Raw genomic sequence first — 25,580 nt, 5'->3', positions numbered from 1 at the left:
CTATGTCCGCACAACAGAAGAAACACCCCTTCGATTTCAAAACCCAATACGGACTCGGCTTCAACCCTCAGGACGATGAGATCGTTGTCGACTTCTTCTGTGGCGGCGGCGGTGCGGGTACCGGCCTGGAAATGGGCCTGGGCCGCGCGGTGAACGTGGCGAAGAACCACAGCCCTCAGGCGATCAGCATGCACACCGTGAATCACCCGGGCGCCCGGCACTTCACCACCGACGTGTTCGAGGGTGATCCGGACACTGAATGCGGCGGCAAGGCCGTGGGCTGGTTCCACATGTCGCCGGACTGCACGCACCACAGCCAGGCGGCCGGCGGCCAGCCGCGCAAGCGCGAGATCCGCAACCTTTCGTGGATCGGCCTCAAGTGGGCAGGCATGAAGCGGCCCCGGGTGATCAGCCTGGAGAACGTGAAGCAGATCCTGCAATGGGGCCGGTTGATCGCCAAGCGCGACAAGGCCACAGGCCGCGTGGTGACGCTGGACCAGGTACCGCACCCGACCAAGAAGGGAAAGACCATCAACCGCGTGGCAGCGCCGGGCGAACAAGTGCCGGTATCTAATCAGTTCCTTGTACCTGACCCAAAGCAACATGGCCGTACCTGGCGCCGCTTTGTGGCCCTGCTGGAAGGCATGGGCTACGTCGTAGAGTGGAAGGTGATCAGGGCGTGCGACTTCGGCGCGCCGACCAGCCGGGAGCGCCTGTTTATGATCGCTCGGTGCGACGGCCAGCCGATTGTGTGGCCTGAGCCAACTCACGCAAAGAACCCGGCCAAAGGCCAGCAAAAGTGGAAAACAGCCGCTGACTGCATCGACTTCAGTGACCTGGGCAAAAGCATCTTCGGGCGCAAAAAAGACTTGGCCGAGGCCACGCTTCGCCGCGTCGCCAAGGGCATGAAGAAGTTTGTCATCGACAACCCGGCGCCCTTCATCGTGCCGATTGCGAACTGGTCGGGTGAGTCGGTGCAGTCCTCTGGCGAGCCATTGCGCACGATCACATCCTACCCAAAAGGCGGCGCCTTCTCGGTGGTCAGTCCGGTAGTGGTCGGTGCTGGTGGGCCTGTATACGCCGGTCACCCGGTATCTGCAGATCAGCCAATCGGTACGCTCATGACCCGCAGTCACCGCGCGGTTACATCAGCCTGCATCGTCCAGGCCGGCCACGGCGAAGGCTCAGGCGCAAACAAACGCCGCTCCCACGGGGTAAACGATATCTGCGGCCCGGTGGGCACCGTCACTGCGAGCGGCGGCGGCCAGTCCGTCAGCGCGGCGGTGATGATCCAGGCCAACGGCGGTTTCAACACCGTGCACGCCAAAGATATTCGCGATCCAATGACTACGGTGACCAACACCGGCAGCCAGCAGCAGTTGGCAACGGTGAACCTGGTGCACTTGCGCGGCAACTGCGATGCACGGGACGTTAACGACCCACTGCACACCGTCAGCGCCGGGGGCCAGCACCACGGCCTGATCAGCGCATTCATGGAGCGGGCATTCGGCGGCAGTATTGGCCAGGGCCTGGAAGATCCGGCACCGACCATTACCGCCGGCGGTGGCGGCAAGAGCTCCCTGGTATCGCTCACCCTGTCGCCTGAGCATGAAGCTGGTGCGCTGCGCGTTGCAGCCTTCCTGATCAGCTACTACGGCACCGAGAACGTTAGCGCTTGCGATGCGCCGGCACCCACCATCACTACCAAGGACCGGCTCGCCCTGGTCACTGTGATGGTGCAGGGCACGCCCTACGTGATCGTTGACATCTGCCTGCGGATGCTCAAGCCGGCTGAGTTGTACAAGGCCCAAGGATTCCCAGCCGACTACATCATCACCCACGGCGCCGACGGAAAGCCCTTCACCATCACCCAGCAGGTGCATATGTGCGGCAACAGCGTTAGCCCGCCGCCGATGGCTGCCCTGGCGCGGGCCAATGACCCATGGCGCACCGAAGAGCGCCAGGCGCGCGCCGCATAACTCACAGCCACGGCACGACCGCCATCCACTCGGCGAGACGCATCAGCATCTGGCTCAGCAGATCAATCAGCACTTGGTACATCAGGTCAGCGATGAGTTGTTTCATGCGGTAGCGCTCCAGATATCTGAAGCCACATCTTAAAGGGTATTAAGAAGTTGCTCAGCGCACACCCCTGTGGATAACTTTTGATCCTTACACGACACCTTATCCCCCCTACTCCACCACCCGGGCATGGCCCGGCAAGGACTCCCCATGCCTACAGAAAACAAACCGTCTGATCCCTTCGGACCGCACGGCCGTACCTTTCACATTCACCTGAGCGTGCGCGGCGCAATCCGCGACTTCAGCAAGCGCCAGCTCAAGGGCATGTTCCGCGTGGATGGGCGTGAGTGCACCGCCGACGAGGCGAAGGATCATCTGCTCGAAGCGCTGGCCCAAGGCAAAGAGGTGCTTCCTTTCGGTCCGCCGTGTGAAGGATTCGATTTTTCCGGTGGCGGCTGCCCAGGTCATGACAAGGAGGTCGCATGAAGCGCATCTACCTCAGCGGCCCCATGAGCGGCTTGCCCGGGCTGAACTTCCCCACCTTCCACAGCATGACTGCCAGCCTTCGCGCCAGCGGCCACACAGTCACCAACCCCGCAGAGATCAACCCTGACGGCGGCACCTGGACCGACTGTATGCGCCGCGACATTGCCGCCCTGATGGACTGCGACACCGTGGCCACCCTGCCCGGCTGGGAGAATTCAAAGGGCGCAAAGCTGGAAGTCCTGATCGCCGAGAAGCTCGGCATGACCGTTGTGGATGCCCATGATCTGGTAACGATTGAGGCTGCTGCTCGACAGTTCATCGACGAAGTAACCCGCCTCAACCCCTCTCTGTAACCCCTCCCCCTTCAAAGTCAGCCGCTATAGCGGCAAGGACGAAGTCGCCCATGAAAAGAACAGTCGTGCTCACCGGCAAGGCAGTCGTGAACTTCCGAAAGGTCATTGAGAACGTCGATGACGATGAAGTGGAGGAGCTGCTGACAAGCAATGACCATCGGGAAATGCAGATCGACGACGATGACCTACTCGATATCGAATGGATTCACGACGATGTCGATATCAAGGTGACGCCATGATCGCCACCCTCTGGTTCGACTACGTCTTCATCTACAAGGGGCCGAGGCCATGATCATCAAGATCGCTTTTGATCCAGACAACCTGAAACTAGACGATGAAGCCTACCCCGCATTCCAGGCCGGCGGCATCACGCTCAAGGTTTGGGCTCTCTACAAAAAGCACTTCATAACCTGCCAATACTTCCGGGAAAACCTGATCGCGATGGCAGAACTGTTCGATCGAATGCTTGATATCGAAGACCACGACATTCTCCCGTACACAAACATTGATGAGTTCGTGGCCTACCTGGGCGCCTGTGGAATTTACGGAACAACCGCTGGCCCACGGCACAAAGAGATGGTCGGGTGGGTTGTTCGGTACTGGGACTATTTTAACCTGGCCACCCAGTGGTCTTTGAGCCTTCAGTACAAAGTCGTGAAGGAGGTTGACGAAACCTTAACCATTCGCGGCTTCCACACCGCAAAAGCCTAACCCCAATCCCCCTACATGCCTGCCGGTGAGCGGCGGGCGAGGTATTCCCATGTCTGAGAAAACTGTCAAAGCCATCATGGAACAAGCCCAGGTATTCGCCAGCAGTTGGTCGATGGTGGGCGGGCCGTTTGCAGCCGACGACCAGCTCGAGCGCGCCGAAGATGAAAAATCGGAGCTGGAGAAACTCGTCAAAGGCGCGCTGGAGGGCTCAGTGGGCGCCCCGCAGGATGTCGGCGAAATGATCGAAGCGCTGCTTGCCTGGCACAAACGGCAGACCGATCAACTGCAGATCATTACGGACAAATCCAAAGAAGGCACGACCCTTTCCCTGGGCACCGATGATCCAGTCGACATCACCCTGACAAAAGATATGGCCAAGGGCTTGCGCATCGGGCTCGTCCTGGCAATGGATCGCCTTGGCAAACTGCCCATCAGCGTCAGCCATGGCGATGATGAAGATCCTGACTACGACGACGAATAACCCAGCCCACCTTCTGCCGCCCAGCGCGGCAAGGACACCCCATGTTCGCTATGAAACTCACCCTGATACTGCTGGGCGCTTTGCTGTACCTGGCAGGAACCATCGGCTGGTTCGGCTGGCTCGGGCTCGACCTGCTGGACACCGGCACCACCGAGGCACTGCTCTACGCCTTCGCCGGCACATGCGCCTGGCTGCTGATCAGCTTCGGCCTGGCAATTCAAATCATCAAGACAGCGCGGCCCACGGCGGGCAGCGGGAGTAACCCATGAGCAAAGTCACCCTGGATGAATGGGCGGCGGCCGAGTTCAAGACGCCTCCAAGCCCCAACACCCTGCGCAAATGGGCCCGAGAGGGCCGAATCGCGCCGGTACCGGTCAAACACGGGCGCAACTATTATGTAGAGTCCGACGCCCACTACCAAGAACCTGATCAACAGCCCGCACGGATCGTCGGCGGGAGCCTGGTCAGCAGAATAGAGAGAGCACGCAATGGCGCCCAGGCCGCGTAACACCGGATCAAAGGATCTTCCGCCCAATCTCTACCGCAAGACCGACGCCCGCAACGGCGTCACTTATTACACCTACCGCGACCCAATCAGTGGTCGCGTATTCGGCCTGGGCAGGGACAAGGAGGCGGCGATCCTTGAGGCCGTCGCCGCCAACCATGCAGACGCCATCAAGCCAACGCTTGCACAGCGCATCAGCACGCCGGCGCCAGCGCCTGGCAAATTGTTCTCGGAATGGCTGGAAGAGTACCGAGAGCTTTTCGCTGAACGAAAGCTGTCCGCCAGCAGCAACAAAAATGTGGGGATGCGGATAAACCGGCTGGCAGCTGTGTTCGGATCGAAGGGGATTAAGGACATAACGACCATGGATGTGGCCGATTACCTGACGGGGATGGCCAAAGGGGGCAAGGCGCAGATGGCCAGGGCGATGCGCTCGCTGTTGCGAGACGTGTTCGCCGAGGCTCAGGCGCGAGGGTGGGCAGACGCCAACCCGGTCGAGGTGACCAAGGCTGCGCGGGTGAGCATCAAGCGCGAACGGCTGACGCTGGAACTGTGGCTGGCGATCTACGAGGAAGCCACGAAACCTTGGCTTCGCAGGGCAATGGAGCTGGCGGTGCTGACTGGCCAGCGCCGGGACGATATAGCATCGATGCTTTTCAAGGACGTGCACGACGGCTTCCTTCATGTCGTTCAGTCCAAGACCGGGGCCAGGCTGCGGATCAGCACCGCGCTTTGCCTCGAGTCGGTCGGCCTGGATCTGTCCTCCGTAATTAAGCAATGCCGCGACCGCGTTCTGTCACAACACCTGGTGCACCATGCACAAGCTTCGGGCCGCGCAAAGGCTGGCCAGCCATTGGTGCTGGACACGCTGAGCTCTGCATTTGCCGAAGCGCGCGACAAGGCCGCGGCGAAGTTGGGTATAAGTTTTGGGCGCCAGCCACCGTCCTTTCACGAGCAGCGATCACTTGCCGCACGACTTCACGAAGTAGAAGGCCGCGACGCCCAGAAACTGCTAGGCCACCGTTCCGCCTCAATGACGGATCTGTACCGCGACAGTCGAGGCGCAGAGTGGATCGACGTGGCCTGAGATTTCACAGCGCCGAGTGATCCTACATTTCTCTATCTTTCGGATCAAAATGAAGAGGGATATTAAAATGAGTCACAAAAAAATCCCTTCCAGACTTAACATGCTTTCCATTCGTTCTAAAGTCTAAATCTTGCTCGTTGTAAGGAGCGAATGTTAAATCTGGATAAAACTCCTGAAGCCTCAACCGCCACTCCTTAGTAACGCTCAGTGCATTTTTATTGAAGTTATAAATCAGAAATGCACCGCGATCCTCATCCTTCATCCCCGTGGAGTATCTTGAGTTCAGCTGCTCCCAACCACGTTGCAGAGTCAAATAGCTACTATGGATTTTAGCTTCAGCCATCCATAGATAATCATCGTACTCAATACTTATATCTACATGCCCCCCTATCATAGAGTCATGTTGAGCCCAAAAACCCCAGCCCTTGAAGTGCGAAATAATATGAAAGGTAATTTCGTCTTCGGACTTTTCCTGAAAATAGTTACAACTACGCACCATTTCCTTTGATATTTGCCCGAGCCTTGTCTCAACTACGCTTACAAAATCACCATAACATTCAATGTAATCGCTGAGCGCAGAACGAAGAACTGGCATAAGATCTGTTTTTTTTGATACAGACTTTATATCTAACCTATCCATTGGCGCACCAAAAATTCTATTATTATCTGATCTTCAGAAACATCATCAATTTCCATTCTAGTTTCAGGATGGGAAAGAGACCCCGTTAAAAAATAATGTTTAACGTACTCTGATGGAATCAAAAGTGGACGTCCAGCCTCATCCTCATAGTAGAATTCTTTTTCAAGCACACCTACTGACTTATTACAAAGGAGCTCAACCCGAAGAGCCAGGTCTTTAACTTCAATCGGAGAGAACAACCTTTCCAAAGCAGCGAACGTTAGGGTTCTCTGCCTGTAATCAAAAAGTATTCTCTTGGCGTCGTTAATTAAAACGACCGCCTCTCGGCTATCTGGATTAATTCTCATGGCATCCTTGCAAATGTCATTAATCGACCATAGGTAAAATCGAACGACGAACGGCCTGTACAGCCCAATACAATGGCATGGTCTATGCTTGAAGTGCTCAAAGCTCTGTAACTACCTGGAATAGATAGAACGGGCTCATCGTCACTCATAGCAATTCTCCAGCTGACATTGAGTTTGTAAATATCAATTGTATCAGGTGTTGGTGCAGATGCTATAGCAACCATAGCTCCCGCATGCCAGGTTTCAGTACGCAGGTCGGCAGAATTCCTTTTCATTTTCTCCGTTTTCATCGAATTCCCTATCATCGTTACAAATCCGAGCTCACAGACGTTGCCCTCCCTAGAGTTATATATCTTTTGTATTACCGGAAAGAAATTTAATTCAGCAGGCATTACAAATGCTCGATTATATCTGAGCAAACTACCAGTAATAATAGAGCGGTATTCTCTAGACCGAATGAGAATCTCATTCGAATTCAGCATACTTCCGCCTGGTTTGGTCACATCCAAAATCATTTCTATAGTAGGTTGGAACGCGGCAGCTGTGCCTGACCATCTAAACCTTACCACGTCTATCTGCTCGTGAAGCGCAGATCTGAACCCGACCACTTTTGAGTAACCATCCAGTTTACCAACTGCCTGAGCGTCAGCTCTTGATATGGCGATAGTCTCTTTAATCTGGAATTCGCGCACCGACGAGAATACAAATGAAAGACTCCCAGACTGGCGAAAAACCTTCCGCAAGATAGTGCGACCATTAAAGCCTTCAAGTTCAACCCTATCCATTAGGGCTGGAAACTTATAAGGATGATCTCTAAGCACGCCAGTATGTTTTAAATTTTTGCGAAATTCGGCAGCCAAATTTTCAAGCCCACCGAAACTAGATACGGGAAGATCATAAACAAACACAGCCTTTGCCGAATACCTGAAATACTCCGACAGCCACGAAACAACATTATTCAAAGAATCAATTGTATCGCCCGTAATCTTGGGATCTTCCGCCATTTCGATCAGTGCCGCTACGGTTTTCGACCAAGAATTAGAGACAGGGAGATCAAGCTCTCTCAACCGCGAGGCAAAATCAGGGAGCGGAATTCTTTTGTCTATATTCGAAACAAAAGAAGTGAACGCATTGGCATCGAAAACCATTGGCAGAAAATCCCTTTAGGCAGGCGGCGCTAACAAATTGTGAGCGTCAAATCGCGCTTTTCTACCATTGAGTGACGCGAAATGAAAGCAAAATGCTCGGCCTGTATGCGTCACGATATCGTCTTGATCGCCCGTCAATCATCGATGGTGACCGAAGCGCTCACTGGAATGACGTGGCATAATCAATGGCTGAATTTTTGGGCGATATTGGGGAAGTTTTGGGGAGGATTTTATGCCCAATGAAATCAAGCACTTACATCTTTACGGCATCAAAGCCTGCGACACCATGAAAAAGGCGCGCACCTGGCTCGATGAGCACGCGCTGAGCTACGAGTTCCATGACTACAAAACGGCCGGTATCGACCGTGAACACTTGACCCAATGGTGCAACGAGCACGGTTGGCAGGTGGTTTTGAACCGTGCGGGCACCACCTTTCGCAAACTCGAAGACGAACGCAAAGCCGATCTCGATCAGTCGAAAGCCATTGAATTGATGCTCGCACAACCCTCGATGATCAAGCGCCCGGTGCTTGATCTCGGTGACAGAACCCTGATTGGCTTCAAGCCAGATAGTTATTCGGCGGCCCTCAAGTAGGCCAGCCTTCCATTTTTGTAGAGGTAACAGCATGTCCAATTCCCTGTTCAGCCTGGGCTTCGGCGTCGGCACTCAGAACCGCCAAGGCGCTTGGCTGGAAGTGTTTTACGCACAACCGTTGCTCAACCCGTCGGCCGAGATCGTTGCCGCCATTGCGCCGATCCTGGGTTACACCGAGGGCAACCAGGCGATCACGTTCACCATCAGCCAAGCGCTGCAACTGGCAGATGCACTCAAGAACGTCGACGCCACCCAAGCCGCGTTGCTGAATCGCCTGGCTGAAAGCCACACCCCACTGGTTGCCACACTGCTGGCCGAAGACGCCGCGCTGACCTCCACGCCAGAGGCCTACCTCAAGCTGCACTTGCTGTCCCATCGCCTGGTCAAGCCTCACGGCCTGAACCTGGCAGGCGTGTTCCCGCAGTTGCCGAACGTGGCCTGGACCAGCCAGGGCGCCATCGACATCGCCGAACTTGCCGAGCGCCAGCTCGAAGCGCGTCTGCGTGGCGAGCTGCTGGAAGTGTTCTCGGTGGACAAGTTCCCGAAAATGACCGACTACGTGGTACCGGCCGGCGTGCGCATCGCTGACGCTGCGCGTATCCGCCTGGGCGCCTACGTGGGCGAAGGCACTACCGTGATGCACGAAGGCTTCGTCAACTTCAACGCCGGCACCGAAGGCCCAGGCATGATCGAAGGCCGTGTATCGGCAGGCGTGTTCGTCGGCAAGGGTTCGGACCTGGGCGGCGGCTGCTCTACCATGGGCACCCTGTCGGGCGGCGGCAATATCGTGATCAAGGTGGGCGAAGGCTGCCTGATTGGCGCCAACGCCGGCACCGGTATCCCGTTGGGCGACCGCAACACCGTGGAGTCGGGCCTGTACATCACCGCCGGCACCAAGGTTGCGCTGCTTGACGAGCAGAACCAGTTGGTCAAGGTGGTCAAGGCGCGCGAGTTGGCCGGTCAACCGGACCTGCTGTTCCGCCGCAATTCCGAGACCGGTGCCGTGGAGTGCAAAACCCACAAATCGGCCATCGAACTGAACGAAGCGCTGCACGCTCACAACTAAGCAGCCACTCGATGCCACTAGCGGGCCGCACCTTCGGGTGCGGCCCGCTTATACGAGTCTTGATCACCATGCTTGTGCCCTCCCCCTGGCGCGCCGATTTCCCGGCGATCGCCACCCTGCAAAGGCAAGACCAGACCTATCTGGACAGCGCCGCCACCGCCCAAAAACCCCAGGCCCTGCTGGATGCCATCAGCCATTACTACGCCAATGGCGCAGCCAATGTGCACCGCGCCCAGCATTTGCCGGGGGCCCATGCGACCCAAGCCTTTGAGGACAGTCGCAGCAAGGTCGCGCAGTGGTTGAATGCAGGCGACAGCGGGCAGGTCGTATTCACCCACGGCGCAACCTCTGCGCTGAACCTCTTGGCCTATGGCCTTGAGCACCTATTCAATGCGGGCGATGAGATAGCCATCAGTGCCCTGGAACACCACGCCAACCTGTTGCCCTGGCAGCAATTGGCCAAACGGCGTGCGCTGACGCTGGTGGTATTGCCCCTGGACGATGACGGCGTGATCGACCTGCAAGCCGCCGCATCATTGATCGGCCCGCGCACGCGCCTGCTGGCGGTGAGCCAGTTGTCCAACGTGCTGGGCACCTGGCAGCCGCTGGAAGCGCTACTGACGCTGGCCCAGGCAAACGGTGCCCTGACTGTTGTGGATGGCGCCCAAGGCATCGTGCATGGTCGCCACGACGTACAGGCCCTGGGCTGCGATTTCTACGTATTTTCCAGCCACAAGCTCTACGGCCCGGACGGCGTCGGCGTGCTGTTCGGTCGCAACGCTGCCCTGCATCACCTGCGCCACTGGCAGTTTGGCGGCGAGATGGTGCAGCAGGCAGATTATCAAGGCGCCAGCTTCCGCCCTGCCCCACTGGGGTTCGAAGCCGGTACGCCGCCCATTGCCGGCGTGATCGGCCTGGGTGCCACCCTGGATTACCTGAGCTCACTGGATCAGCACGCCGTGACCGCCCATGAAGCGGCACTGCACGACTATTTGCTGCGCGGGCTGAAAGCACGCAATGGCGTGCGCGTACTGGGATCACCGCAAGCAGCGCTGGTGAGCTTTGTGGTGGACGGTGTGCATAACGCCGACCTGGCTCACCTGTTGACCGAGCAAGGCATCGCCGTGCGCGCCGGGCATCACTGTGCAATGCCACTGCTCAAGGCCATGCACTTATCCGGCGCCATTCGAGTGTCCCTGGCGCTGTACAACGACTCCGATGACCTGGAGCGCTTCTTTGAAGCGTTGGACCAGGCGCTGGATATGTTGCGATGAGCTTGCCAGTGGACGCGATGGCTGCGCTGCAGGCATTCCAGGCTGTCGGCGGTTGGGAGCAGCGCGCGCGGATGCTGATGCAATGGGGCGAGCGACTGCCCGCGTTGGCGGATGATGAAAAGGTCGACGCCAACCTGGTGCAAGGCTGTGAAAGCCTGGTGTGGTTGGTGGGGCATTTGCAGGACGGCCATTGGCAGTTTGCTGCCAGCAGCGAGGCGCGAATGATTCGCGGGTTGGTGGCGCTGTTGCTGGCGCGGGTCAATGGGTTGTCGGCTGATGAACTGCAAGCGGTGGATTTGCCGGGTTGGTTTGCCCAACTGGGCCTGTCCCGGCAGCTGTCACCATCACGCACCAACGGCTTGAATGCAGTCCTGCAACGTATGCGCGAACTAAGCAATACACAAAACTGAATGTGGGAGGGGGCTTGCTCCCGATGGCGGCGTATCAGCCACCAGATCTATCAATCTGACACTCCAACTTGATAGCAACCGACGGTAACCACGATGCGAAGCGAGCCGCTCTTGATCTCGATCTTAGGCGCCCCGTTAAACCACGCTGGCCCAAATCCATGGCGGATTGCGGGCACACCGAGCCTAAGCGAGGTGCCGAGTGGTGGGGCAAGAGCCCTTTTGGTTACTTTTGGCTGGGCCGGCATTCCGGGCTCTTTTCCAAAAGTGACCCGCTGTAAAAGCGGAACCAATAGCGGCCGTTACCTAAATAACGGATATGTACTCGGTCTAATCCAACATCCTGGTCGGCCCTGAGGCCGCCATCGGGAGCAAGCCCCCTCCCACATTTTGAACGGTCTGAGACTCAGAGGGGCTTGACCCGCTCCGAAGGTCTGCGCACCCCAGCCACAATCTTGTCCACCGCCTTGGTCGCCGCCACCATCCCGAAGGTAGCCGTCACCATCATCACCGCGCCAAACCCGCCCGCGCAGTCCAACTTTACGCCGTCGCCAACAAAACTCTTCTGCAAACAGATGCTGCCATCCGGCTTGGGGTAGCGCAGCTGCTCGGTGGAAAACACGCAGGGCACACTGTAATGGCGAGTCACTGTGCGCGAGAAACCGTAGTCCCGCCGCAGTGTGGAGCGCACCTTCGAGGCCAGCGGGTCATTGAAGGTGCGGTTCAGGTCGCACACCTGGATCAGCGTCGGGTCAATCTGCCCGCCAGCGCCGCCGGTGGTGATGATCTGGATCTTGCGGCGCTTGCACCAGGCAATCAGCGCCGCCTTGGCGTTGACGGCGTCGATGCAGTCGATCACGCAGTCGATGTTCGGGGTGATGTACTCGGCCATGGTGTCGCGGGTGACGAAATCCGCCACGGCATGCACGGTGCAATCCGGGTTGATGCCTCGCAGGCGCTCGGCCATCACTTCGACCTTGGGCTTGCCCACGGTGCTGTCCAGGGCGTGCAACTGGCGGTTGCTGTTACTCACGCAGACATCGTCCAGGTCAAACAGCGAAATCTCGCCCACCCCGCAACGGGCGATCGCTTCCGCCGCCCAGGAGCCCACGCCGCCGACGCCGACAATCGCCACGTGGGCCGCTTTCAAGCGTTCCAGCCCTTCGATGCCGTACAAGCGGGCGACGCCTGCAAACCGCGGATCTTCTGTACTCATGATCATTACCCCAAAAACCGGCGCGCATTATGGACTACAGCGCGACAAGTTCGAAGCTTCCAGCTACAAGTAAAGAACTTAGGTGGACTTTCGCAGACTAACGTCCGGCTTTTCTCTGTCTGCTATACGCTCAGGGAAAGGCCGGTGTAGGATGCGCGCCGTTCGGCGTAGGCCGACACCTCTTTTCGTTCCGCACCTTTTGGAACCTGACATAACCATGGCATCGCGTAAATTTGGACTCAACCTGGTGATCGTGCTGGCCATCGCCGCGCTGTTCACCGGTTTCTGGGCGCTGATCAACCGCCCGGTCACCGCTCCCAACTGGCCTGAACAGATCTCCGGGTTTTCCTACTCGCCGTTCCAGCAAGGCCAGTACCCGCAGAAGAATCAGTTTCCGACTGAAGAGCAGATGCGTCAGGACCTTGCGATCATGAGCAAGCTGACAGACAACATCCGTACCTACTCGGTCGATGGCTCCCTGGGCGAAATCCCCAAGCTGGCCGAAGAGTTCGGACTGCGCGTGACCCTGGGGATCTGGATCAGCCCGGACCTTGAACGCAACGAGCGTGAAATCCAGCGTGCCATCGAGATCGCCAATAACTCGCGCAGTGTCGTGCGCGTGGTGGTCGGCAACGAAGCCTTGTTCCGTGACGAAATCACCCCTGAAGCGCTGATTGTGTTGCTGGACCGCGTGCGCGCTGCCGTGAAAGTGCCGGTGACCACTTCCGAGCAATGGCACATCTGGGAAAAGAACCCGCAACTGGCCAAGCACGTCGACCTGATCGCCGCGCACATCCTGCCGTTCTGGGAGTACATCCCGATGGACAAGGCCGGCCAGTACGTACTCGACCGTGCCAAGGATCTGAAGAAAGCCTTCCCGAAAAAGCCGCTGCTGCTGTCGGAAGTTGGCTGGCCGAGTAACGGCCGTATGCGCGGTGGTAATGAATCGTCGCCGGCTGACCAGGCCATTTACCTGCGCACGCTGGTAAACAAGCTTAACCGCCAGGGTTACAACTACTTCGTGATCGAGGCCTTCGATCAGCCGTGGAAAGTCAGTGACGAAGGCTCGGCAGGTGCTTACTGGGGCGTGTTCAACGCCGCGCGCCAGCAGAAATTCAATTTTGAAGGCCCGGTCGTTGCTATCCCGCAATGGCGGGTGCTGGCCATCGGCTCGGTGGTGCTTGCACTGCTGTCCCTGACCCTGTTGATGATCGACGGCTCGGCGCTGCGCCAGCGGGGCCGGACCTTCCTGACCTTTATTGCGTTTCTGTGCGGGTCGGTACTGGTATGGATCGGCTACGACTACAGCCAGCAATACAGCACCTGGTTCAGCCTGATAGTCGGCGTGTTGCTGGCCCTCGGTGCTCTCGGCGTATTTATCGTGTTGCTGACCGAAGCCCACGAACTGGCGGAAGCGGTATGGACCCACAAGCGCCGGCGTGAATTCCTGCCGGTAGAAGGCGATTCGGACTACCGTCCGAAAGTGTCGATCCACGTGCCGTGCTACAACGAGCCACCAGAGATGGTCAAACAGACCCTCGACGCCCTGGCTGCCCTCGACTATCCGGACTACGAAGTCCTGATCATCGACAACAACACCAAGGACCAGGCGGTATGGGAACCGGTGCGCGACTACTGCGAAACCCTGGGCCCGCGCTTCAAGTTTTTCCACGTCGCACCCCTGGCTGGTTTCAAGGGGGGCGCGTTGAATTATCTGATCCCGCACACCGCCAAGGATGCCGAAGTGATCGCGGTGATCGACTCGGACTACTGCGTGTCACCCAACTGGCTCAAGCACATGGTGCCGCACTTCGCCGATCCGAAAATCGCGGTGGTGCAGTCGCCCCAGGATTACCGCGACCAGAACGAAAGCACCTTCAAGAAGCTCTGCTACGCCGAATACAAAGGCTTCTTCCATATCGGCATGGTTACCCGCAACGACCGTGACGCGATCATCCAGCACGGCACCATGACCATGACCCGTCGCTCGGTGCTTGAGGAACTGGGCTGGGCCGACTGGTGCATCTGTGAAGACGCCGAACTGGGCCTGCGCGTGTTCGAGAAAGGCTTGTCGGCAGCGTACTACCACGACAGCTACGGCAAGGGCCTGATGCCGGATACCTTTATCGACTTCAAGAAACAGCGTTTCCGCTGGGCCTACGGCGCGATCCAGATTATCAAGCGTCACACCGCCAGCCTGATACGTGGCAAAGACACCGAATTGACTCGCGGCCAGCGCTACCACTTCCTCGCGGGCTGGTTGCCGTGGGTAGCGGATGGCATGAACATCTTCTTTACCGTCGGCGCGCTGTTGTGGTCGGCGGCGATGATCATCGTGCCGACACGGGTCGACCCGCCGTTGCTGATTTTCGCAATCCCGCCGTTGGCGTTGTTCGTGTTCAAGGTCGGCAAGATCATCTTCCTCTACCGTCGTGCCGTAGGGGTGAACTTGAAAGATGCGTTCTGCGCGGCCCTGGCCGGGTTGGCGTTGTCCCATACCATCGCCAAGGCGGTGTTGTATGGCTTCTTCACCACCAGCATTCCGTTCTTTCGCACGCCGAAAAACGCGGACAACCATGGCTTCTGGGTAGCGATCTCTGAAGCCCGCGAAGAAATGTTCATCATGCTGCTGCTGTGGGGCGCCGCGCTGGGGATCTACCTGGTGCAGGGCCTGCCAAGCAATGACATTCGCTTCTGGGTCGTGATGTTGCTGGTGCAGTCGCTGCCCTACGTGGCTGCGCTGATCATGGCGTTCTTGTCGTCGCTGCCGAAACCGGCGCCGAAGGCTGAGCCCGCCACGGCTGTGTAAAAACTTGCGCAATGCACTAAACGGCGGCCTCTGGCCGCCGTTTTGCTATAAGATAACGGCCCTTTTGTGAGACTTGGCCTGGCCCAATTCTATGTGGGGGCTGGCTTGCCTGCGATGCAGACGCCGCGGTCTGACAGGCACACCGCAGTGATGCTATCGCAGGCAAGCCAGCTCCCACATTGGAATTGCGTCGCTCCAGGCTCGATATTTCCACATTCGTCCTGCGCCCATCACACGCTTTCCGGAGTTTCCCCATGACGGCCCATGCCGACCTTTCGCCGACCCTTCAACTGGCCATCGACCTGATCCGTCGCCCCTCGGTCACGCCGATCGATGCCGATTGCCAGAAGCTGATGATGCAGCGCCTGGGCGACGCCGGTTTTGCGCTTGAACCGATGCGTATCGAAGACGTAGACAATTTCTGGGCCACCCACGGCAAGCACGAAGGCCCGGTGCTGTGCTTCGCCGGCCATACCGACGTGGTGCCGACCGGCCCGGTGCAGGCCTGGCAGAACGACCCATTCGACGCCTTGATCGATGAAAACGGCATGCTTTGCGGCCGTGGCGCGGCAGACATGAAAGGCAGCCTGGCGGCGATGCTGGTGGCGGCGGAACGCTTTGTCACCGACTACCCGGACCACAAGGGCTCGGTCGCCTTCCTGATCACCAGCGACGAAGAAGGCCCGGCGCATCACGGCACCAAGGCCGTAATCGAACGCCTGGCTGCACGCAAGGAACGCCTGGACTGGTGCATCGTCGGCGAACCGTCGAGCACCACCCTGGTGGGCGATGTGGTCAAGAACGGCCGTCGTGGCTCCCTCGGTGCCACCTTGACCGTACGCGGCGTACAGGGCCACGTGGCTTACCCGCACCTGGCGAAGAACCCGATCCACCTGGCTGCAGCGGCTCTGGCCGAGTTGGCTGCCGAGCATTGGGATGACGGCAACGCCTTCTTCCCGCCGACCAGCTTCCAGATTTCCAACCTCAATTCCGGCACCGGCGCCACCAACGTGATCCCCGGCGACCTGACGGCGGTGTTCAACTTCCGCTTCTCGACCGAATCCACCGTCGAGGGCCTGCAACAGCGGGTCGCGGCCATCCTGGATAAACATGGCCTGGACTGGCATGTGGATTGGGCGCTGTCGGGCCTGCCGTTCCTCACCGAGCCGGGTGCGCTGCTGGATGCAGTATCTGCCAGTATCAAGGCGATCACCGGGCGTGAGACCAAGGCGTCCACCAGCGGCGGTACTTCCGATGGGCGCTTTATCGCCACGCTGGGCACCCAGGTGGTCGAGCTGGGCCCGGTCAACGCGACCATCCACCAGGTCAACGAACGCATCCTGGCCAGCGACCTCGATGTGCTGACCGAAATCTATTACCAGACCCTGATCAAGTTGCTCGCCTGATGCTTGCCTGCCCCATTTGCAGCGCACCGCTCAACGCGGTGGACAATGGCGTGGCGTGCCCGGTCGGGCACCGTTTCGACCGTGCGCGCCAGGGCTACCTGAACCTGTTGCCGGTGCAGCACAAGAACAGCCGCGACCCGGGCGACAACCTGGCCATGGTCGAGGCACGCCGTGACTTCCTCAACGCCGGGCACTACGCCCCGGTGGCCAAGCGCCTGGCCGAGCTGGCCGCCGAGCGCGCACCGCAGCGCTGGGTCGACATCGGCTGTGGCGAGGGTTACTACACCGCGCAAATCGCCGAGGCGCTGCCCGACGCCGATGGCTATGCCCTGGATATATCCAAGGAAGCGGTCAAGCGCGCGTGCAAACGCAACCCGGCGCTGACCTGGTTGATCGCCAGCATGGCCCGAGTACCCTTGGCCGATGCCAGCTGCCAGTTCCTCGCGAGCGTGTTCAGCCCGTTGGACTGGCAAGAAGCCAAGCGCCTGCTCAGCCCCGGCGGCGGCTTGATGAAGGTCGGCCCGACCAGCGGCCACTTGATGGAACTGCGCGAGCGCCTGTACGACGAAGTGCGCGAGTACACCGATGATAAACACCTGGCCCTGGTGCCGGAGGGCATGAGCCTGGCGCACAGTGAAACCCTTGAGTTCACCCTGAGCCTGGCCGAGCCTGCAGACCGCGCCAACCTGCTGGCCATGACGCCTCATGGCTGGCGGGCCAGTGCCGAGCGCCGCGCCGAAGTGATCGAGGCGGCCGAGCCGCTGCAGGTCACGGTGTCGATGCGCTACGATTATTTCGTGCTTCAATAGCTGACTTTACAAATATCCGCGAATGGATTTTCGAATCCCGCAACGAGGAACATCCATGCGCCAACCCGATATCGAGATTTACCTGAAAGACGCCGACGTCGATCACAAGGCCATCGCCGCCTGGCTGGGCGCCGCCCTGGGCCCTTGCTCCGACTGGGTCCAGAGAGGCCAGACCTACAAGTGCAAGGCCGGCAGCGTGCCAGTTACCTGGCTACCCAAGGCTGTAGGCAAATGGAACAGCCTGTACCTGGAAAGCGACCAGACCCCGTGGGACGACGACATCGCCTGCGCCCGCGCCGCGTTTGCCGCATTGAATGTTGAAGTGCGCTGCGCACCGGGGACGTGGGTTGAGGAAGAAGGCGAGGAAAGTGCCGATACCTGGATTCGCATCAGCGTAGACGGTGAAGAGCAGATCACCTGGAAGACCACCTGATCCTGATCTGTAAACCCAATCAAAAGTGTGGGAGGGGGCTTGCTCCCTCCCACATTGGTTCAGTGCTGAACTTACAAACCGACCACATCCTCTGCCTGCAAGCCCTTCTCCCCCGTCACCACGGCGTATTCCACCTGCTGGCCTTCGGCCAACGAGCGGTGGCCTTCACCGCGAATGGCGCGGTAGTGCACAAACACGTCCTTGCCGTCTTCACGCTGGATAAAGCCGTAGCCCTTTGCATCGTTGAACCACTTCACATTGCCGGTTTCGCGCGTTGCCATCTGTTCACTCCCACTGGTTTTTTATTGTTGAGTCGCACGTATTGAACTGCCGAGTATAAGACAGGCTCAAAAACCATCAACTCAAGTTTACATCGCTGCTTTTTTGCCGATTTTCGGTGAATACGGCACACTACCTGCCCGAGCATCTGCTCGGTTTTTTCCACTTGAAGCAGTTCGCCTATGACCCGCTCCCCGTTCCGCCGTCTGGTGTTTGGCACCTTGCGCCGACTGTTGTACCTCTGGGTTCGCTCGGAGACGATCAACCAGTCGTCCCTCACCCTTAACCTGGACCGCAGCCGGCCGGTTTTCTACGTCCTGCAATCACCCTCCCTCACCGAGTTGGCGGTGGTCGATGCCGAGTGCACCAAGGCCGGCTTGCCGCGCCCGGTGCTGCCAGTGTCGGTAGGCCCATTGATGGAGCCCGCGGCGTTCTTCTATCTCACGCCGGATCCGGATTGGCTCGGCCGCCAGGACAAGCGCGGTGCACCGCCCACCCTGACACGCCTGGTCAATACCCTCACCGAGCACGCTGAAGAGAATGCACAAATCATTCCCGTCAGCGTGTTCTGGGGCCAGTCTCCTGCAAGCGAGTCCAGCCCGTGGAAACTGCTGTTTGCCGACAGTTGGGCGGTGACCGGGCGTCTGCGCCGGTTGCTGAGCATCCTGATCCTGGGGCGCAAGACCCGCGTGCAATTCTCCGCGCCAATCAACCTGCGTGAATTGATCGAGCACAATAAAGGTCACGAACGCACCGTGCGCATGGCCCAGCGCATCCTGCGCGTGCACTTTCGTAACCTGAAGACGGCAGTGATCGGTCCCGACCTGTCTCACCGCCGTAACCTGGTGAAGGGGCTGGTGAATATGCCGCTGGTGCGCCAGGCCATTTTTGATGAAGCCGAACGAGAAAAAATCTCTGCGGAAAAAGCCAAGGCCCTGGCGCTGCGCTACGGCAACGAGATTGCCTCGGACTACACCTACACCGCGATCCGTTTTCTGGAAGTGGTGCTGAGCTGGTTCTGGAACAAGATCTACGACGGTATCAAGGTCAATAACATCGAAGGCGTGCAGAAGGTGGCCCAAGGCTACGAGGTGATCTATGTGCCTTGCCACCGCAGCCACATCGACTACCTGCTGCTGTCGTACCTGCTGTTCAAGAACGGCCTGACCCCGCCGCACATCGCGGCCGGTATCAACCTCAACATGCCAGTGATCGGCAGCCTGCTGCGCCGTGGCGGTGCGTTCTTCATGCGCCGCACCTTCAAGGGCAACCCGCTGTACACCTCGGTGTTCAATGAATACCTGCACACCCTGTTCACCAAGGGGTTCCCGGTGGAGTACTTCGTCGAAGGCGGCCGCTCGCGCACGGGGCGTATGCTGCAACCGAAAACCGGGATGCTGGCGATTACCCTGCGCAGCTTCCTGCGCTCCTCGCGTATGCCGATCGTGTTCGTGCCGGTGTATATCGGCTATGAACGCGTGCTCGAAGGCCGCACCTACCTCGGCGAATTGCGTGGCGCGAGCAAGAAGAAAGAGTCGATCTTCGATATTTTCAAAGTGGTCGGCGCCCTCAAGCAGCGCTTCGGCCAAGTCGCGGTCAACTTCGGTGAGCCGATCAAGCTGGCCGAATTTCTCGACGCCGAGCAACCGGACTGGCGCGCCCAGGAACTGGGCCCGAACTACAAGCCGGCGTGGCTCAACGAAACCACCAACCGCCTTGGCGAGCAGGTGGCGCGGCACTTGAACGAAGCCGCGGCGATCAACCCGGTGAACCTGGTGGCCCTGGCCCTGCTGTCGACCACACGCCTGGCCCTGGATGAACAAGCCATGGCGCGCCAGCTCGACCTGTACCTGGCGCTGCTGCGTCGCGTTCCCTACTCGCCCCACACGACCTTGCCGGAGGGCGATGGCCTGGCGCTGATCAAGCACGTCAAGGACATGAAGCTGCTGTCGGAACAAAGCGACGCCTTGGGCAAGATTGTCTACCTGGACGAACAGAACGCCGTCCTGATGACCTACTACCGCAACAACGTGCTGCATATCTTCGCCCTGCCGGCGTTGCTGGCGAGCTTCTTCCAGAGCAGCTCGCGGATGAGCCGCGAACAGATCCTGCGCTACACCCGTGCGCTCTACCCGTACCTGCAATCGGAGCTGTTTATCCGCTGGTCGCTGGAAGAGTTGGACACCGTGGTCGACCAGTGGCTGGACGCGTTTGTCGAACAAGGCCTGCTGCGCTTCGAAAACGCTGTGTACCTGCGCCCGGCGCCGAGTTCGCGACAATTTGTGCTGTTGACGCTGTTGTCCAAGAGCATCGCCCAGACCCTGCAACGGTTCTACATGGCGATATCGCTGCTGCTCAACAGCGGCCAGAACAGCATCAGCGCCGAAGAACTGGAAGACCTGTGCACGATCATGGCCCAGCGCCTATCAATCCTGCACGGTCTCAACGCCCCGGAATTCTTCGACAAGAGTCTTTTCCGACATTTTATTCAGACGTTGCTGGAGCAAGATGTGCTGCGTCGCGATGAAGCCGGCAAGCTGGGCTATCACGACCTGCTCGGCGAACTGGCTGAAGGCGCCGCCAAACGCGTGCTGCCGGCCGATATTCGCCTGTCGATCCGCCAGGTGGCCTTGCACCGCGTAGATGGCGCAGCCGAAGCGCTGGCGCAAGCAGAAGCGGTCACACCTGAACAAAGCCGTTAGATTGACTGAGGCGCCGGGCGGATTCCGGCGCCGTTGAAAAGGAGCTGCACCATGAAAAAGATCATTCTCCTGGGCCTGACCGCCCTGCTCGGAGCCTGCCAATCAATGACCCCAACCCCAAAAGCCAGCCTCGACGGCGAAGTGTTCTATCTGCAACGTATTGCCCTGCCGCCTGCTGCCACCTTGAGCGTCAGCCTGCAAGATGTGTCCCTCATGGACGCCCCGGCCGTGACCCTCGCCGAACAGAAAGGCCCGGTCAAAGGCCAGGTGCCTCTGCCGTTTCACCTGAGCTATGACCCGGCCCAGGTCAAGCCAGGCCATACTTACTCGGTCAGCGCTCGCATCGAACTGGAGGGCAAGCTACTGTTCATCACTACAGAGCGGCACGCCGTGCAACTCAATGGCCAGGATCCACAGCCGCTGCGTCTGCGGGTTGATGCGGTCGCACACTGATCAATTCACGTCATAAGGAAGCGCCCATGCTCCGCAAATCTCTTCGCCTCACCGCCCTGTGTGCCGGCTTGCTGTTCGGTGCCAACGCCATGGCCCTCGACCTTGGCAGCCTGTCCCAGGGCGACGCCAGCGGCGGCCTGAAGGATGCCTTGACCCAAGGTGCGCAGATTGCCGTCAAACAACTGGGCAAGCCCGGTGGTTTCAGCAACAACCCGGAAGTAAAAATCGGCCTGCCAGGCAAGCTCGGCAAAGTCGCCGACAAGCTGAAAATGTTCGGCATGGGTGACCAGGTCACACAGCTGGAAACCAGCATGAACGCAGCGGCTGAAACCGCCGTGACCCAGGCCCAGCCGATTCTGGTCAATGCGGTGAAAAACATGAGCGTGACCGACGCCAAGGGCATTCTCAGCGGTGGTCAGGACTCTGCCACCCAATACCTGAACAAAAGCAGCCGAGAGGAAATCCGCGCCAAGTTCCTGCCCATCGTCAAGGCCGCTACCGACAAGGTCGGCGTGGCTCAGCAGTACAACGCCCTGGCCGGCAAGGCCGCGGCCTTCGGCGCCGTGGATGCCAAGAGCGCCAACGTCGAAAACTACGTGACCGAGCAAGCGGTGGATGGTTTGTTCAAGATGATTGCGCAGCAGGAAGAGACGATTCGCAAGAATCCGGCGGCGGCTGCCACCAGTTTGGCAAAGAAGGTGTTTGGAGCGCTGTAACCCCGCACTACGACCCTACTGCGCCAAGGCCGCTGGTAACGGGCCTTGGCGCAGTTGTTTCAGGTCAAGCCTGTCACGGGTTTAACGAAACAGCGGATACAAAGGTCTGCTGGGTGATTGATACCCGTTGACCGGTTGTTGATGCAGGTATGACGGGTTGTGATACCTGGTGGGTTGGGCATAGCTAAAATGCGGGCGGTGGTAATGACCTGAACTGCCATGATGAGGTCTATACGGTTGGGTAACCGCGAAATCATTTCGCGGCGCATGATTACCCAGCAAGGCCTCGAGAAAAGCCCCTTTGAAAGCCGCAATCGCATTAAAGAACGACATGTAAAACTCCATGAACTCAATGAAAAGGCCTGGCCGCCACATGGCAGTGCCAAGTCCTCTGCCTGTCCGTCAGGCATTGCCTGAGTGGAGTTACAAGGGCAAGCGTTCCATCTGAGCGACTGCGTGTTTGCATCGGTATGTAAATACTGCCCGGTGGGAATCAGGGGATGGCCAGGCACCGGCCTGGCAGAGAAACCCGGAAAAACACATGTACGGGAAACAGCAAACACCTCGCTACGCTACCTCCTTCCTGACTCTGAACCACGCCGCGTACAACGCCGGCAAAAACAACAGCGTCAACGCCGTCGCCACAATCAACCCGCCCATGATCGCCACAGCCATGGGCCCGAAAAACACGCTGCGCGACAGTGGGATCATCGCCAGCACCGCCGCCAGGGCCGTCAGCACAATCGGACGAAAGCGTCGCACGGTCGCTTCGATAATCGCCTGCCACGGCGCCAGTCCGGCCTTGATGTCCTGCTCGATCTGGTCCACCAGAATGACCGAGTTACGCATGATCATTCCCGACAACGCGATCGTGCCGAGCATGGCGACGAAGCCAAAGGGTTGGCGGAATACCAGCAGGAACAAGGTCACACCGATCAGGCCGAGGGGGGCAGTCAGAAAAACCATCGCCGTGCGTGAGAAACTGCGCAATTGCAGCATCAGCAAAGTCAGCACCACCACGATGAACAGCGGCACGCCGGCCTTCACCGAGTTTTGCCCGCGAGCAGAGTCTTCGACGGTGCCACCCACTTCCAACAGGTAACCGTCCGGCAGTTCGGCACGCACACCTGTGAGCGTCGGCAGGATCTGCTGCACCAAGGTCGCCGGTTGTTCCTTGCCGTAGATATCGGCACGCACGGTCACGGTCGGCAGGCGGTTGCGGTGCCAGATGATGCCTTCTTCGAAACCGTATTCGAGGGTGGCGATCTGCGACAGCGCCACGCTTTTACCATTGTCAGTGGGTACGGCAAGGCTCGGCAGCAGCGACAACTCGGTGCGTTCGTGGACGGTACCGCGCAGGAGGATCTCGATCAATTCGTTGTCCTCCCGGTATTGGCTGACGCTGGAACCGGTCAGGGAACTCTGCAGGAATTTCGACAGGTTGGCAGTACTCACGCCAAGGGCGCGCGCCCGGTCCTGGTCGATATTCAGATACACAATTTTGCTCGGCTCTTCCCAGTCCAGATGCACGTTAACCACGTGGGTGTTTTCGCGCACCTTGGCCGCCACTTTGCGGGCCAGGGCGCGGACCTCTTCGATGTGTTCGCCGGTCACGCGAAACTGCACCGGATAGCCCACGGGCGGGCCATTCTCCAGGCGAGTGACCCGCGAGCGCAGCTCGGGGAACTGCTCGTTGAGCGTTTCAATCAGCCAGGTGCGCAGGCTTTCACGCTCCTCGATGGTGTTGGCCAACACCACGAACTGCGCGAAGCTGGCGGCCGGCAGTTGCTGGTCCAGCGGCAGGTAGAACCGCGGCGAGCCGGTGCCCACGTAGGCCACATAGTTTTCGATACCCGCGTGCGCCTTGAGCAATACCTCCAGACGCTTGACCTGCTCGGCGGTGTTGCTCAGGGAGGCGCCTTCGGCCAGTTTCAGGTCGACCATCAGTTCCAGGCGCCCGGAAGCAGGGAAGAACTGCTGCGGTACAAAGCGGAACAACGCGACCGAGCCGATAAACAACAGCAGGGTCAACACGATGACCGTCTTGCGCCGACGTATACACCACTCCACCAAACGTCTTACACGCTGGTAGAAAGGCGTGCCGTAGGGATCCGGGCCGTCGGTGCCGTGCTTGGCCGCGTGAATTTTCGCCAGGTCCGGCAGCAGCTTTTCCCCGAGATACGGTACAAAGACCACGGCAGCCACCCAGGAGGCCAATAAGGCAATGGTCACCACTTGGAAGATCGAGCGAGTGTATTCACCGGTGCTCGACTGCGCAGTGGCAATCGGCAAAAAGCCCGCCGCCGTGATTAAGGTACCGGTGAGCATGGGGAATGCTGTGCTGGTCCAGGCGAAGCTCGCAGCCTTGAGCCGGTCGTAGCCCTGCTCCATTTTGATCGCCATCATTTCCACAGCGATGATCGCGTCATCCACCAGCAAACCCAGGGCCAGCACCAGAGCGCCAAGGGAAATCTTGTGCAGGCCGATGCCCAGGTAATACATGCTGGCAAATGTCATCGCCAGTACCAGCGGGATCGCCAGGGCGACCACCATGCCGGTGCGCACACCGAGGGAGAAAAAACTCACCAGCAATACAATGGCCAATGCCTCGGCGAGCACCTGGACGAATTCGCCGACGCTGGTCTTCACCGCTGCCGGTTGGTCCGACACCTTGCGCAGCTCCATGCCCGCAGGAAGGTTCTTTTGCAGGCGTGCGAATTCACTCTCAAGAGCTTTGCCCAGTACCAGAATATCCCCACCGTCGCGCATGGCCACGGCCAGGCCGATGGCGTCCGCGCCCATATAACGCATGCGCGGTGCCGGTGGGTCGTTGAAGCCCCGATGGATATCGGCCACGTCTCCGATACGAAAGGTGCGATCGCCCACTCGAATCGGGAAGTCGCGAATCTGCTCCACGGTTTTGAAGTTGCCCGACACGCGCAACTGCACACGCTCGCTCGGGGTTTCAAAAAAGCCGGCGGTCGATACGGCATTTTGTTCCTGCAACGCCTGCTGTACTGCGGCCAACGGCAAACCCAGGGTGGCAAGCTTGAGGTTGGACAGTTCGATCCAGATCTTCTCGTCCTGCAGGCCAAGCAACTCGACCTTGCCCACGTCCGGCACCCGTTGCAGCTGAATCTGGATGCGGTCGGCGTAGTCCTTGAGCACCGCATAGTCAAAACCATCGCCGGTCAGGGCGTAGATATTGCCGAAGGTGGTGCCGAACTCGTCGTTGAAAAATGGCCCCTGGATATCCGGTGGCAAGGTTTGGCGGATGTCGCTGATTTTCTTGCGCACCTGGTACCACAACTCAGGAATTTGCGCCGAACGCATCGAGTCGCGGGCGATGAAAGTGACCTGGGATTCGCCAGGGCGCGAGAAAGACACAATGCGCTCGTACTCACCGGTCTCCATCAATTTTTTCTCGATGCGTTCGGTAACTTGGCGCGACACCTCCTGGGCCGTGGCGCCGGGCCAGTTGGTCTTGATCACCATGGCCTTGAAGGTAAAGGGCGGGTCCTCGCTTTGCCCCAGCTTGGTGTAGGACAAGGTGCCGACCACGGCCAGCAGGATCATCAAAAACAGTACGATCTGGCGATTACGCAGCGCCCATTCGGAAAGATTGAAACCCATCG

At 59.0% G+C, this 25,580-nt stretch carries 26 protein-coding genes; 20 read left to right on the top strand and 6 right to left on the bottom strand.

Annotated features, from left to right (window positions below):
• Positions 1-2 precede the first annotated feature (2 nt).
• The 9 genes from LJX92_RS06255 (at position 3) to LJX92_RS06215 (ending at position 5,645) form a co-directional block, all read left to right on the top strand.
• Positions 3-1,979, top strand: a complete 1,977-nt coding sequence (locus LJX92_RS06255; RefSeq protein WP_228309435.1) for a DNA cytosine methyltransferase — start codon at positions 3-5, stop codon at positions 1,977-1,979.
• 253 nt (positions 1,980-2,232) lie between these two features.
• Complete coding sequence (locus LJX92_RS06250; RefSeq protein ID WP_050549412.1) at positions 2,233-2,508, top strand: hypothetical protein; 276 nt, start codon at positions 2,233-2,235, stop codon at positions 2,506-2,508.
• Positions 2,505-2,861, top strand: a complete 357-nt coding sequence (locus tag LJX92_RS06245) for a DUF4406 domain-containing protein (protein ID WP_228309434.1) — start codon at positions 2,505-2,507, stop codon at positions 2,859-2,861. The genes LJX92_RS06250 and LJX92_RS06245 overlap by 4 nt, the downstream gene beginning before the upstream one ends.
• Positions 2,862-2,911: 50 nt before the next feature.
• Entirely contained in the window at positions 2,912-3,100 is a 189-nt protein-coding gene (locus LJX92_RS06240; RefSeq protein ID WP_103734517.1) for a hypothetical protein, read from the top strand.
• 49 nt (positions 3,101-3,149) lie between these two features.
• Positions 3,150-3,572, top strand: coding sequence for a hypothetical protein (locus LJX92_RS06235; RefSeq protein ID WP_228309433.1), 423 nt, complete (start codon positions 3,150-3,152; stop codon positions 3,570-3,572).
• 49 nt (positions 3,573-3,621) lie between these two features.
• Entirely contained in the window at positions 3,622-4,053 is a 432-nt protein-coding gene (locus LJX92_RS06230) for a hypothetical protein (protein ID WP_228309432.1), read from the top strand.
• Positions 4,054-4,094: 41 nt separating this feature from the next.
• Positions 4,095-4,322: a hypothetical protein gene (locus LJX92_RS06225; RefSeq protein WP_228309431.1), complete on the top strand. Its 228-nt coding sequence runs from the start codon at positions 4,095-4,097 to the stop codon at positions 4,320-4,322.
• The gene (locus tag LJX92_RS06220; protein WP_032877453.1) at positions 4,319-4,561 is read left to right on the top strand and encodes an excisionase; all 243 of its coding nucleotides are present in this window, start codon (positions 4,319-4,321) and stop codon (positions 4,559-4,561) included. The genes LJX92_RS06225 and LJX92_RS06220 overlap by 4 nt, the downstream gene beginning before the upstream one ends.
• Positions 4,542-5,645: a phage integrase Arm DNA-binding domain-containing protein gene (locus LJX92_RS06215; protein WP_228309430.1), complete on the top strand. Its 1,104-nt coding sequence runs from the start codon at positions 4,542-4,544 to the stop codon at positions 5,643-5,645. Before LJX92_RS06220 ends, LJX92_RS06215 begins: the two co-directional genes overlap by 20 nt.
• A 22-nt stretch (positions 5,646-5,667) precedes the next feature.
• Here the strand turns inward: LJX92_RS06215 and LJX92_RS06210 are convergent, their stop codons facing one another.
• Genes LJX92_RS06210 through LJX92_RS06200 form a run of 3 tightly spaced genes read right to left on the bottom strand, consistent with a single transcriptional unit; the run spans position 5,668 to position 7,780 of the window.
• On the bottom strand, positions 5,668-6,285 hold the full coding sequence (locus LJX92_RS06210) for a hypothetical protein (protein WP_228309429.1): 618 nt from the start codon (positions 6,283-6,285) through the stop codon (positions 5,668-5,670).
• Positions 6,273-6,632 (bottom strand): hypothetical protein, encoded by a 360-nt coding sequence (locus tag LJX92_RS06205; RefSeq protein ID WP_228309428.1) that lies wholly within the window; start codon positions 6,630-6,632, stop codon positions 6,273-6,275. The genes LJX92_RS06210 and LJX92_RS06205 overlap by 13 nt, the downstream gene beginning before the upstream one ends.
• Entirely contained in the window at positions 6,629-7,780 is a 1,152-nt protein-coding gene (locus LJX92_RS06200) for a hypothetical protein (RefSeq protein WP_228309427.1), read from the bottom strand. Before LJX92_RS06200 ends, LJX92_RS06205 begins: the two co-directional genes overlap by 4 nt.
• A 232-nt stretch (positions 7,781-8,012) precedes the next feature.
• On the opposite strand from LJX92_RS06200, the gene LJX92_RS06195 reads away from it, so the two are divergent.
• From LJX92_RS06195 to LJX92_RS06180, 4 genes are all read left to right on the top strand, one after another.
• Positions 8,013-8,375, top strand: a complete 363-nt coding sequence (locus LJX92_RS06195; RefSeq protein WP_228309426.1) for an ArsC family reductase — start codon at positions 8,013-8,015, stop codon at positions 8,373-8,375.
• A gap of 31 nt (positions 8,376-8,406) precedes the next feature.
• Positions 8,407-9,441 carry a 2,3,4,5-tetrahydropyridine-2,6-dicarboxylate N-succinyltransferase gene (dapD, locus tag LJX92_RS06190; RefSeq protein WP_032877456.1) on the top strand — a complete coding sequence of 345 codons (1,035 nt, stop codon included), beginning with the start codon at positions 8,407-8,409 and terminating at the stop codon, positions 9,439-9,441.
• Positions 9,442-9,509: 68 nt separating this feature from the next.
• On the top strand, positions 9,510-10,715 hold the full coding sequence (locus tag LJX92_RS06185) for an aminotransferase class V-fold PLP-dependent enzyme (protein ID WP_228309425.1): 1,206 nt from the start codon (positions 9,510-9,512) through the stop codon (positions 10,713-10,715).
• A complete protein-coding gene (locus LJX92_RS06180; protein ID WP_228309424.1) occupies positions 10,712-11,125 on the top strand; it encodes a SufE family protein in 414 nt (137 codons plus the stop codon). Before LJX92_RS06185 ends, LJX92_RS06180 begins: the two co-directional genes overlap by 4 nt.
• A gap of 403 nt (positions 11,126-11,528) precedes the next feature.
• Here LJX92_RS06180 and tcdA read toward each other — a convergent pair whose 3' ends face one another.
• Complete coding sequence (gene tcdA / locus LJX92_RS06175; protein WP_371920232.1) at positions 11,529-12,338, bottom strand: tRNA cyclic N6-threonylcarbamoyladenosine(37) synthase TcdA; 810 nt, start codon at positions 12,336-12,338, stop codon at positions 11,529-11,531.
• 217 nt (positions 12,339-12,555) lie between these two features.
• Here tcdA and LJX92_RS06170 point away from each other — a divergent pair, with 217 nt between their 5' ends.
• The 4 genes from LJX92_RS06170 to LJX92_RS06155 all read left to right on the top strand — a co-directional run bounded on the left by LJX92_RS06170 (position 12,556) and on the right by LJX92_RS06155 (position 17,795).
• The gene (locus LJX92_RS06170) at positions 12,556-15,147 is read left to right on the top strand and encodes a glycosyltransferase (protein WP_228309423.1); all 2,592 of its coding nucleotides are present in this window, start codon (positions 12,556-12,558) and stop codon (positions 15,145-15,147) included.
• A 254-nt stretch (positions 15,148-15,401) separates the two neighbouring features.
• On the top strand, positions 15,402-16,553 hold the full coding sequence (gene dapE / locus LJX92_RS06165; protein WP_005785553.1) for a succinyl-diaminopimelate desuccinylase: 1,152 nt from the start codon (positions 15,402-15,404) through the stop codon (positions 16,551-16,553).
• Positions 16,553-17,362, top strand: a complete 810-nt coding sequence (locus tag LJX92_RS06160) for a putative RNA methyltransferase (protein WP_032877462.1) — start codon at positions 16,553-16,555, stop codon at positions 17,360-17,362. The genes dapE and LJX92_RS06160 overlap by 1 nt, the downstream gene beginning before the upstream one ends.
• A gap of 55 nt (positions 17,363-17,417) precedes the next feature.
• Entirely contained in the window at positions 17,418-17,795 is a 378-nt protein-coding gene (locus LJX92_RS06155) for a hypothetical protein (RefSeq protein WP_032877463.1), read from the top strand.
• Between the two features lie 71 nt (positions 17,796-17,866).
• Here LJX92_RS06155 and LJX92_RS06150 read toward each other — a convergent pair whose 3' ends face one another.
• The gene (locus LJX92_RS06150; protein WP_003219353.1) at positions 17,867-18,076 is read right to left on the bottom strand and encodes a cold-shock protein; all 210 of its coding nucleotides are present in this window, start codon (positions 18,074-18,076) and stop codon (positions 17,867-17,869) included.
• A 180-nt stretch (positions 18,077-18,256) separates the two neighbouring features.
• On the opposite strand from LJX92_RS06150, the gene plsB reads away from it, so the two are divergent.
• From plsB to LJX92_RS06135, 3 genes are read left to right on the top strand one after another with little or no spacing between them, the layout of a single operon-like run.
• Complete coding sequence (gene plsB, locus LJX92_RS06145; RefSeq protein ID WP_032877465.1) at positions 18,257-20,776, top strand: glycerol-3-phosphate 1-O-acyltransferase PlsB; 2,520 nt, start codon at positions 18,257-18,259, stop codon at positions 20,774-20,776.
• Positions 20,777-20,827: 51 nt separating this feature from the next.
• A complete protein-coding gene (locus LJX92_RS06140) occupies positions 20,828-21,229 on the top strand; it encodes a YbaY family lipoprotein (RefSeq protein ID WP_216090831.1) in 402 nt (133 codons plus the stop codon).
• A gap of 26 nt (positions 21,230-21,255) precedes the next feature.
• Entirely contained in the window at positions 21,256-21,945 is a 690-nt protein-coding gene (locus tag LJX92_RS06135; RefSeq protein WP_228309422.1) for a DUF4197 domain-containing protein, read from the top strand.
• A gap of 567 nt (positions 21,946-22,512) precedes the next feature.
• Here LJX92_RS06135 and LJX92_RS06130 read toward each other — a convergent pair.
• Positions 22,513-25,578 carry an efflux RND transporter permease subunit gene (locus LJX92_RS06130; RefSeq protein ID WP_103733444.1) on the bottom strand — a complete coding sequence of 1,022 codons (3,066 nt, stop codon included), beginning with the start codon at positions 25,576-25,578 and terminating at the stop codon, positions 22,513-22,515.
• Between the last annotated feature and the right edge of the window lie 2 nt (positions 25,579-25,580).

This window comes from Pseudomonas sp. HN8-3 (genome assembly GCF_020790195.1).
Lineage (GTDB): Bacteria > Pseudomonadota > Gammaproteobacteria > Pseudomonadales > Pseudomonadaceae > Aquipseudomonas > Aquipseudomonas synxantha_A.
The sequence above is the reverse complement of the archived record's forward strand: the minus strand, read 5'-3'. Positions and strand labels throughout refer to the sequence as shown.

Excerpts from the sequence above, each read along its gene's own strand:
- LJX92_RS06255 (WP_228309435.1), top strand. The coding sequence starts at position 3 with ATGTCCGCACAACAGAAGAAACACCCCTTCGATTTCAAAACCCAATAC.
- LJX92_RS06250 (WP_050549412.1), top strand. The coding sequence starts at position 2,233 with ATGCCTACAGAAAACAAACCGTCTGATCCCTTCGGACCGCACGGCCGT.
- LJX92_RS06245 (WP_228309434.1), top strand. The coding sequence starts at position 2,505 with ATGAAGCGCATCTACCTCAGCGGCCCCATGAGCGGCTTGCCCGGGCTG.
- LJX92_RS06240 (WP_103734517.1), top strand. The coding sequence starts at position 2,912 with ATGAAAAGAACAGTCGTGCTCACCGGCAAGGCAGTCGTGAACTTCCGA.
- LJX92_RS06235 (WP_228309433.1), top strand. The coding sequence starts at position 3,150 with ATGATCATCAAGATCGCTTTTGATCCAGACAACCTGAAACTAGACGAT.
- LJX92_RS06230 (WP_228309432.1), top strand. The coding sequence starts at position 3,622 with ATGTCTGAGAAAACTGTCAAAGCCATCATGGAACAAGCCCAGGTATTC.
- LJX92_RS06225 (WP_228309431.1), top strand. The coding sequence starts at position 4,095 with ATGTTCGCTATGAAACTCACCCTGATACTGCTGGGCGCTTTGCTGTAC.
- LJX92_RS06220 (WP_032877453.1), top strand. The coding sequence starts at position 4,319 with ATGAGCAAAGTCACCCTGGATGAATGGGCGGCGGCCGAGTTCAAGACG.
- LJX92_RS06215 (WP_228309430.1), top strand. The coding sequence starts at position 4,542 with ATGGCGCCCAGGCCGCGTAACACCGGATCAAAGGATCTTCCGCCCAAT.
- LJX92_RS06210 (WP_228309429.1), bottom strand. The coding sequence starts at position 6,285 with ATGGATAGGTTAGATATAAAGTCTGTATCAAAAAAAACAGATCTTATG.
- LJX92_RS06205 (WP_228309428.1), bottom strand. The coding sequence starts at position 6,632 with ATGAGAATTAATCCAGATAGCCGAGAGGCGGTCGTTTTAATTAACGAC.
- LJX92_RS06200 (WP_228309427.1), bottom strand. The coding sequence starts at position 7,780 with ATGGTTTTCGATGCCAATGCGTTCACTTCTTTTGTTTCGAATATAGAC.
- LJX92_RS06195 (WP_228309426.1), top strand. The coding sequence starts at position 8,013 with ATGCCCAATGAAATCAAGCACTTACATCTTTACGGCATCAAAGCCTGC.
- dapD (WP_032877456.1), top strand. The coding sequence starts at position 8,407 with ATGTCCAATTCCCTGTTCAGCCTGGGCTTCGGCGTCGGCACTCAGAAC.
- LJX92_RS06185 (WP_228309425.1), top strand. The coding sequence starts at position 9,510 with ATGCTTGTGCCCTCCCCCTGGCGCGCCGATTTCCCGGCGATCGCCACC.
- LJX92_RS06180 (WP_228309424.1), top strand. The coding sequence starts at position 10,712 with ATGAGCTTGCCAGTGGACGCGATGGCTGCGCTGCAGGCATTCCAGGCT.
- tcdA (WP_371920232.1), bottom strand. The coding sequence starts at position 12,338 with ATGAGTACAGAAGATCCGCGGTTTGCAGGCGTCGCCCGCTTGTACGGC.
- LJX92_RS06170 (WP_228309423.1), top strand. The coding sequence starts at position 12,556 with ATGGCATCGCGTAAATTTGGACTCAACCTGGTGATCGTGCTGGCCATC.
- dapE (WP_005785553.1), top strand. The coding sequence starts at position 15,402 with ATGACGGCCCATGCCGACCTTTCGCCGACCCTTCAACTGGCCATCGAC.
- LJX92_RS06160 (WP_032877462.1), top strand. The coding sequence starts at position 16,553 with ATGCTTGCCTGCCCCATTTGCAGCGCACCGCTCAACGCGGTGGACAAT.
- LJX92_RS06155 (WP_032877463.1), top strand. The coding sequence starts at position 17,418 with ATGCGCCAACCCGATATCGAGATTTACCTGAAAGACGCCGACGTCGAT.
- LJX92_RS06150 (WP_003219353.1), bottom strand. The coding sequence starts at position 18,076 with ATGGCAACGCGCGAAACCGGCAATGTGAAGTGGTTCAACGATGCAAAG.
- plsB (WP_032877465.1), top strand. The coding sequence starts at position 18,257 with ATGACCCGCTCCCCGTTCCGCCGTCTGGTGTTTGGCACCTTGCGCCGA.
- LJX92_RS06140 (WP_216090831.1), top strand. The coding sequence starts at position 20,828 with ATGAAAAAGATCATTCTCCTGGGCCTGACCGCCCTGCTCGGAGCCTGC.
- LJX92_RS06135 (WP_228309422.1), top strand. The coding sequence starts at position 21,256 with ATGCTCCGCAAATCTCTTCGCCTCACCGCCCTGTGTGCCGGCTTGCTG.
- LJX92_RS06130 (WP_103733444.1), bottom strand. The coding sequence starts at position 25,578 with ATGGGTTTCAATCTTTCCGAATGGGCGCTGCGTAATCGCCAGATCGTA.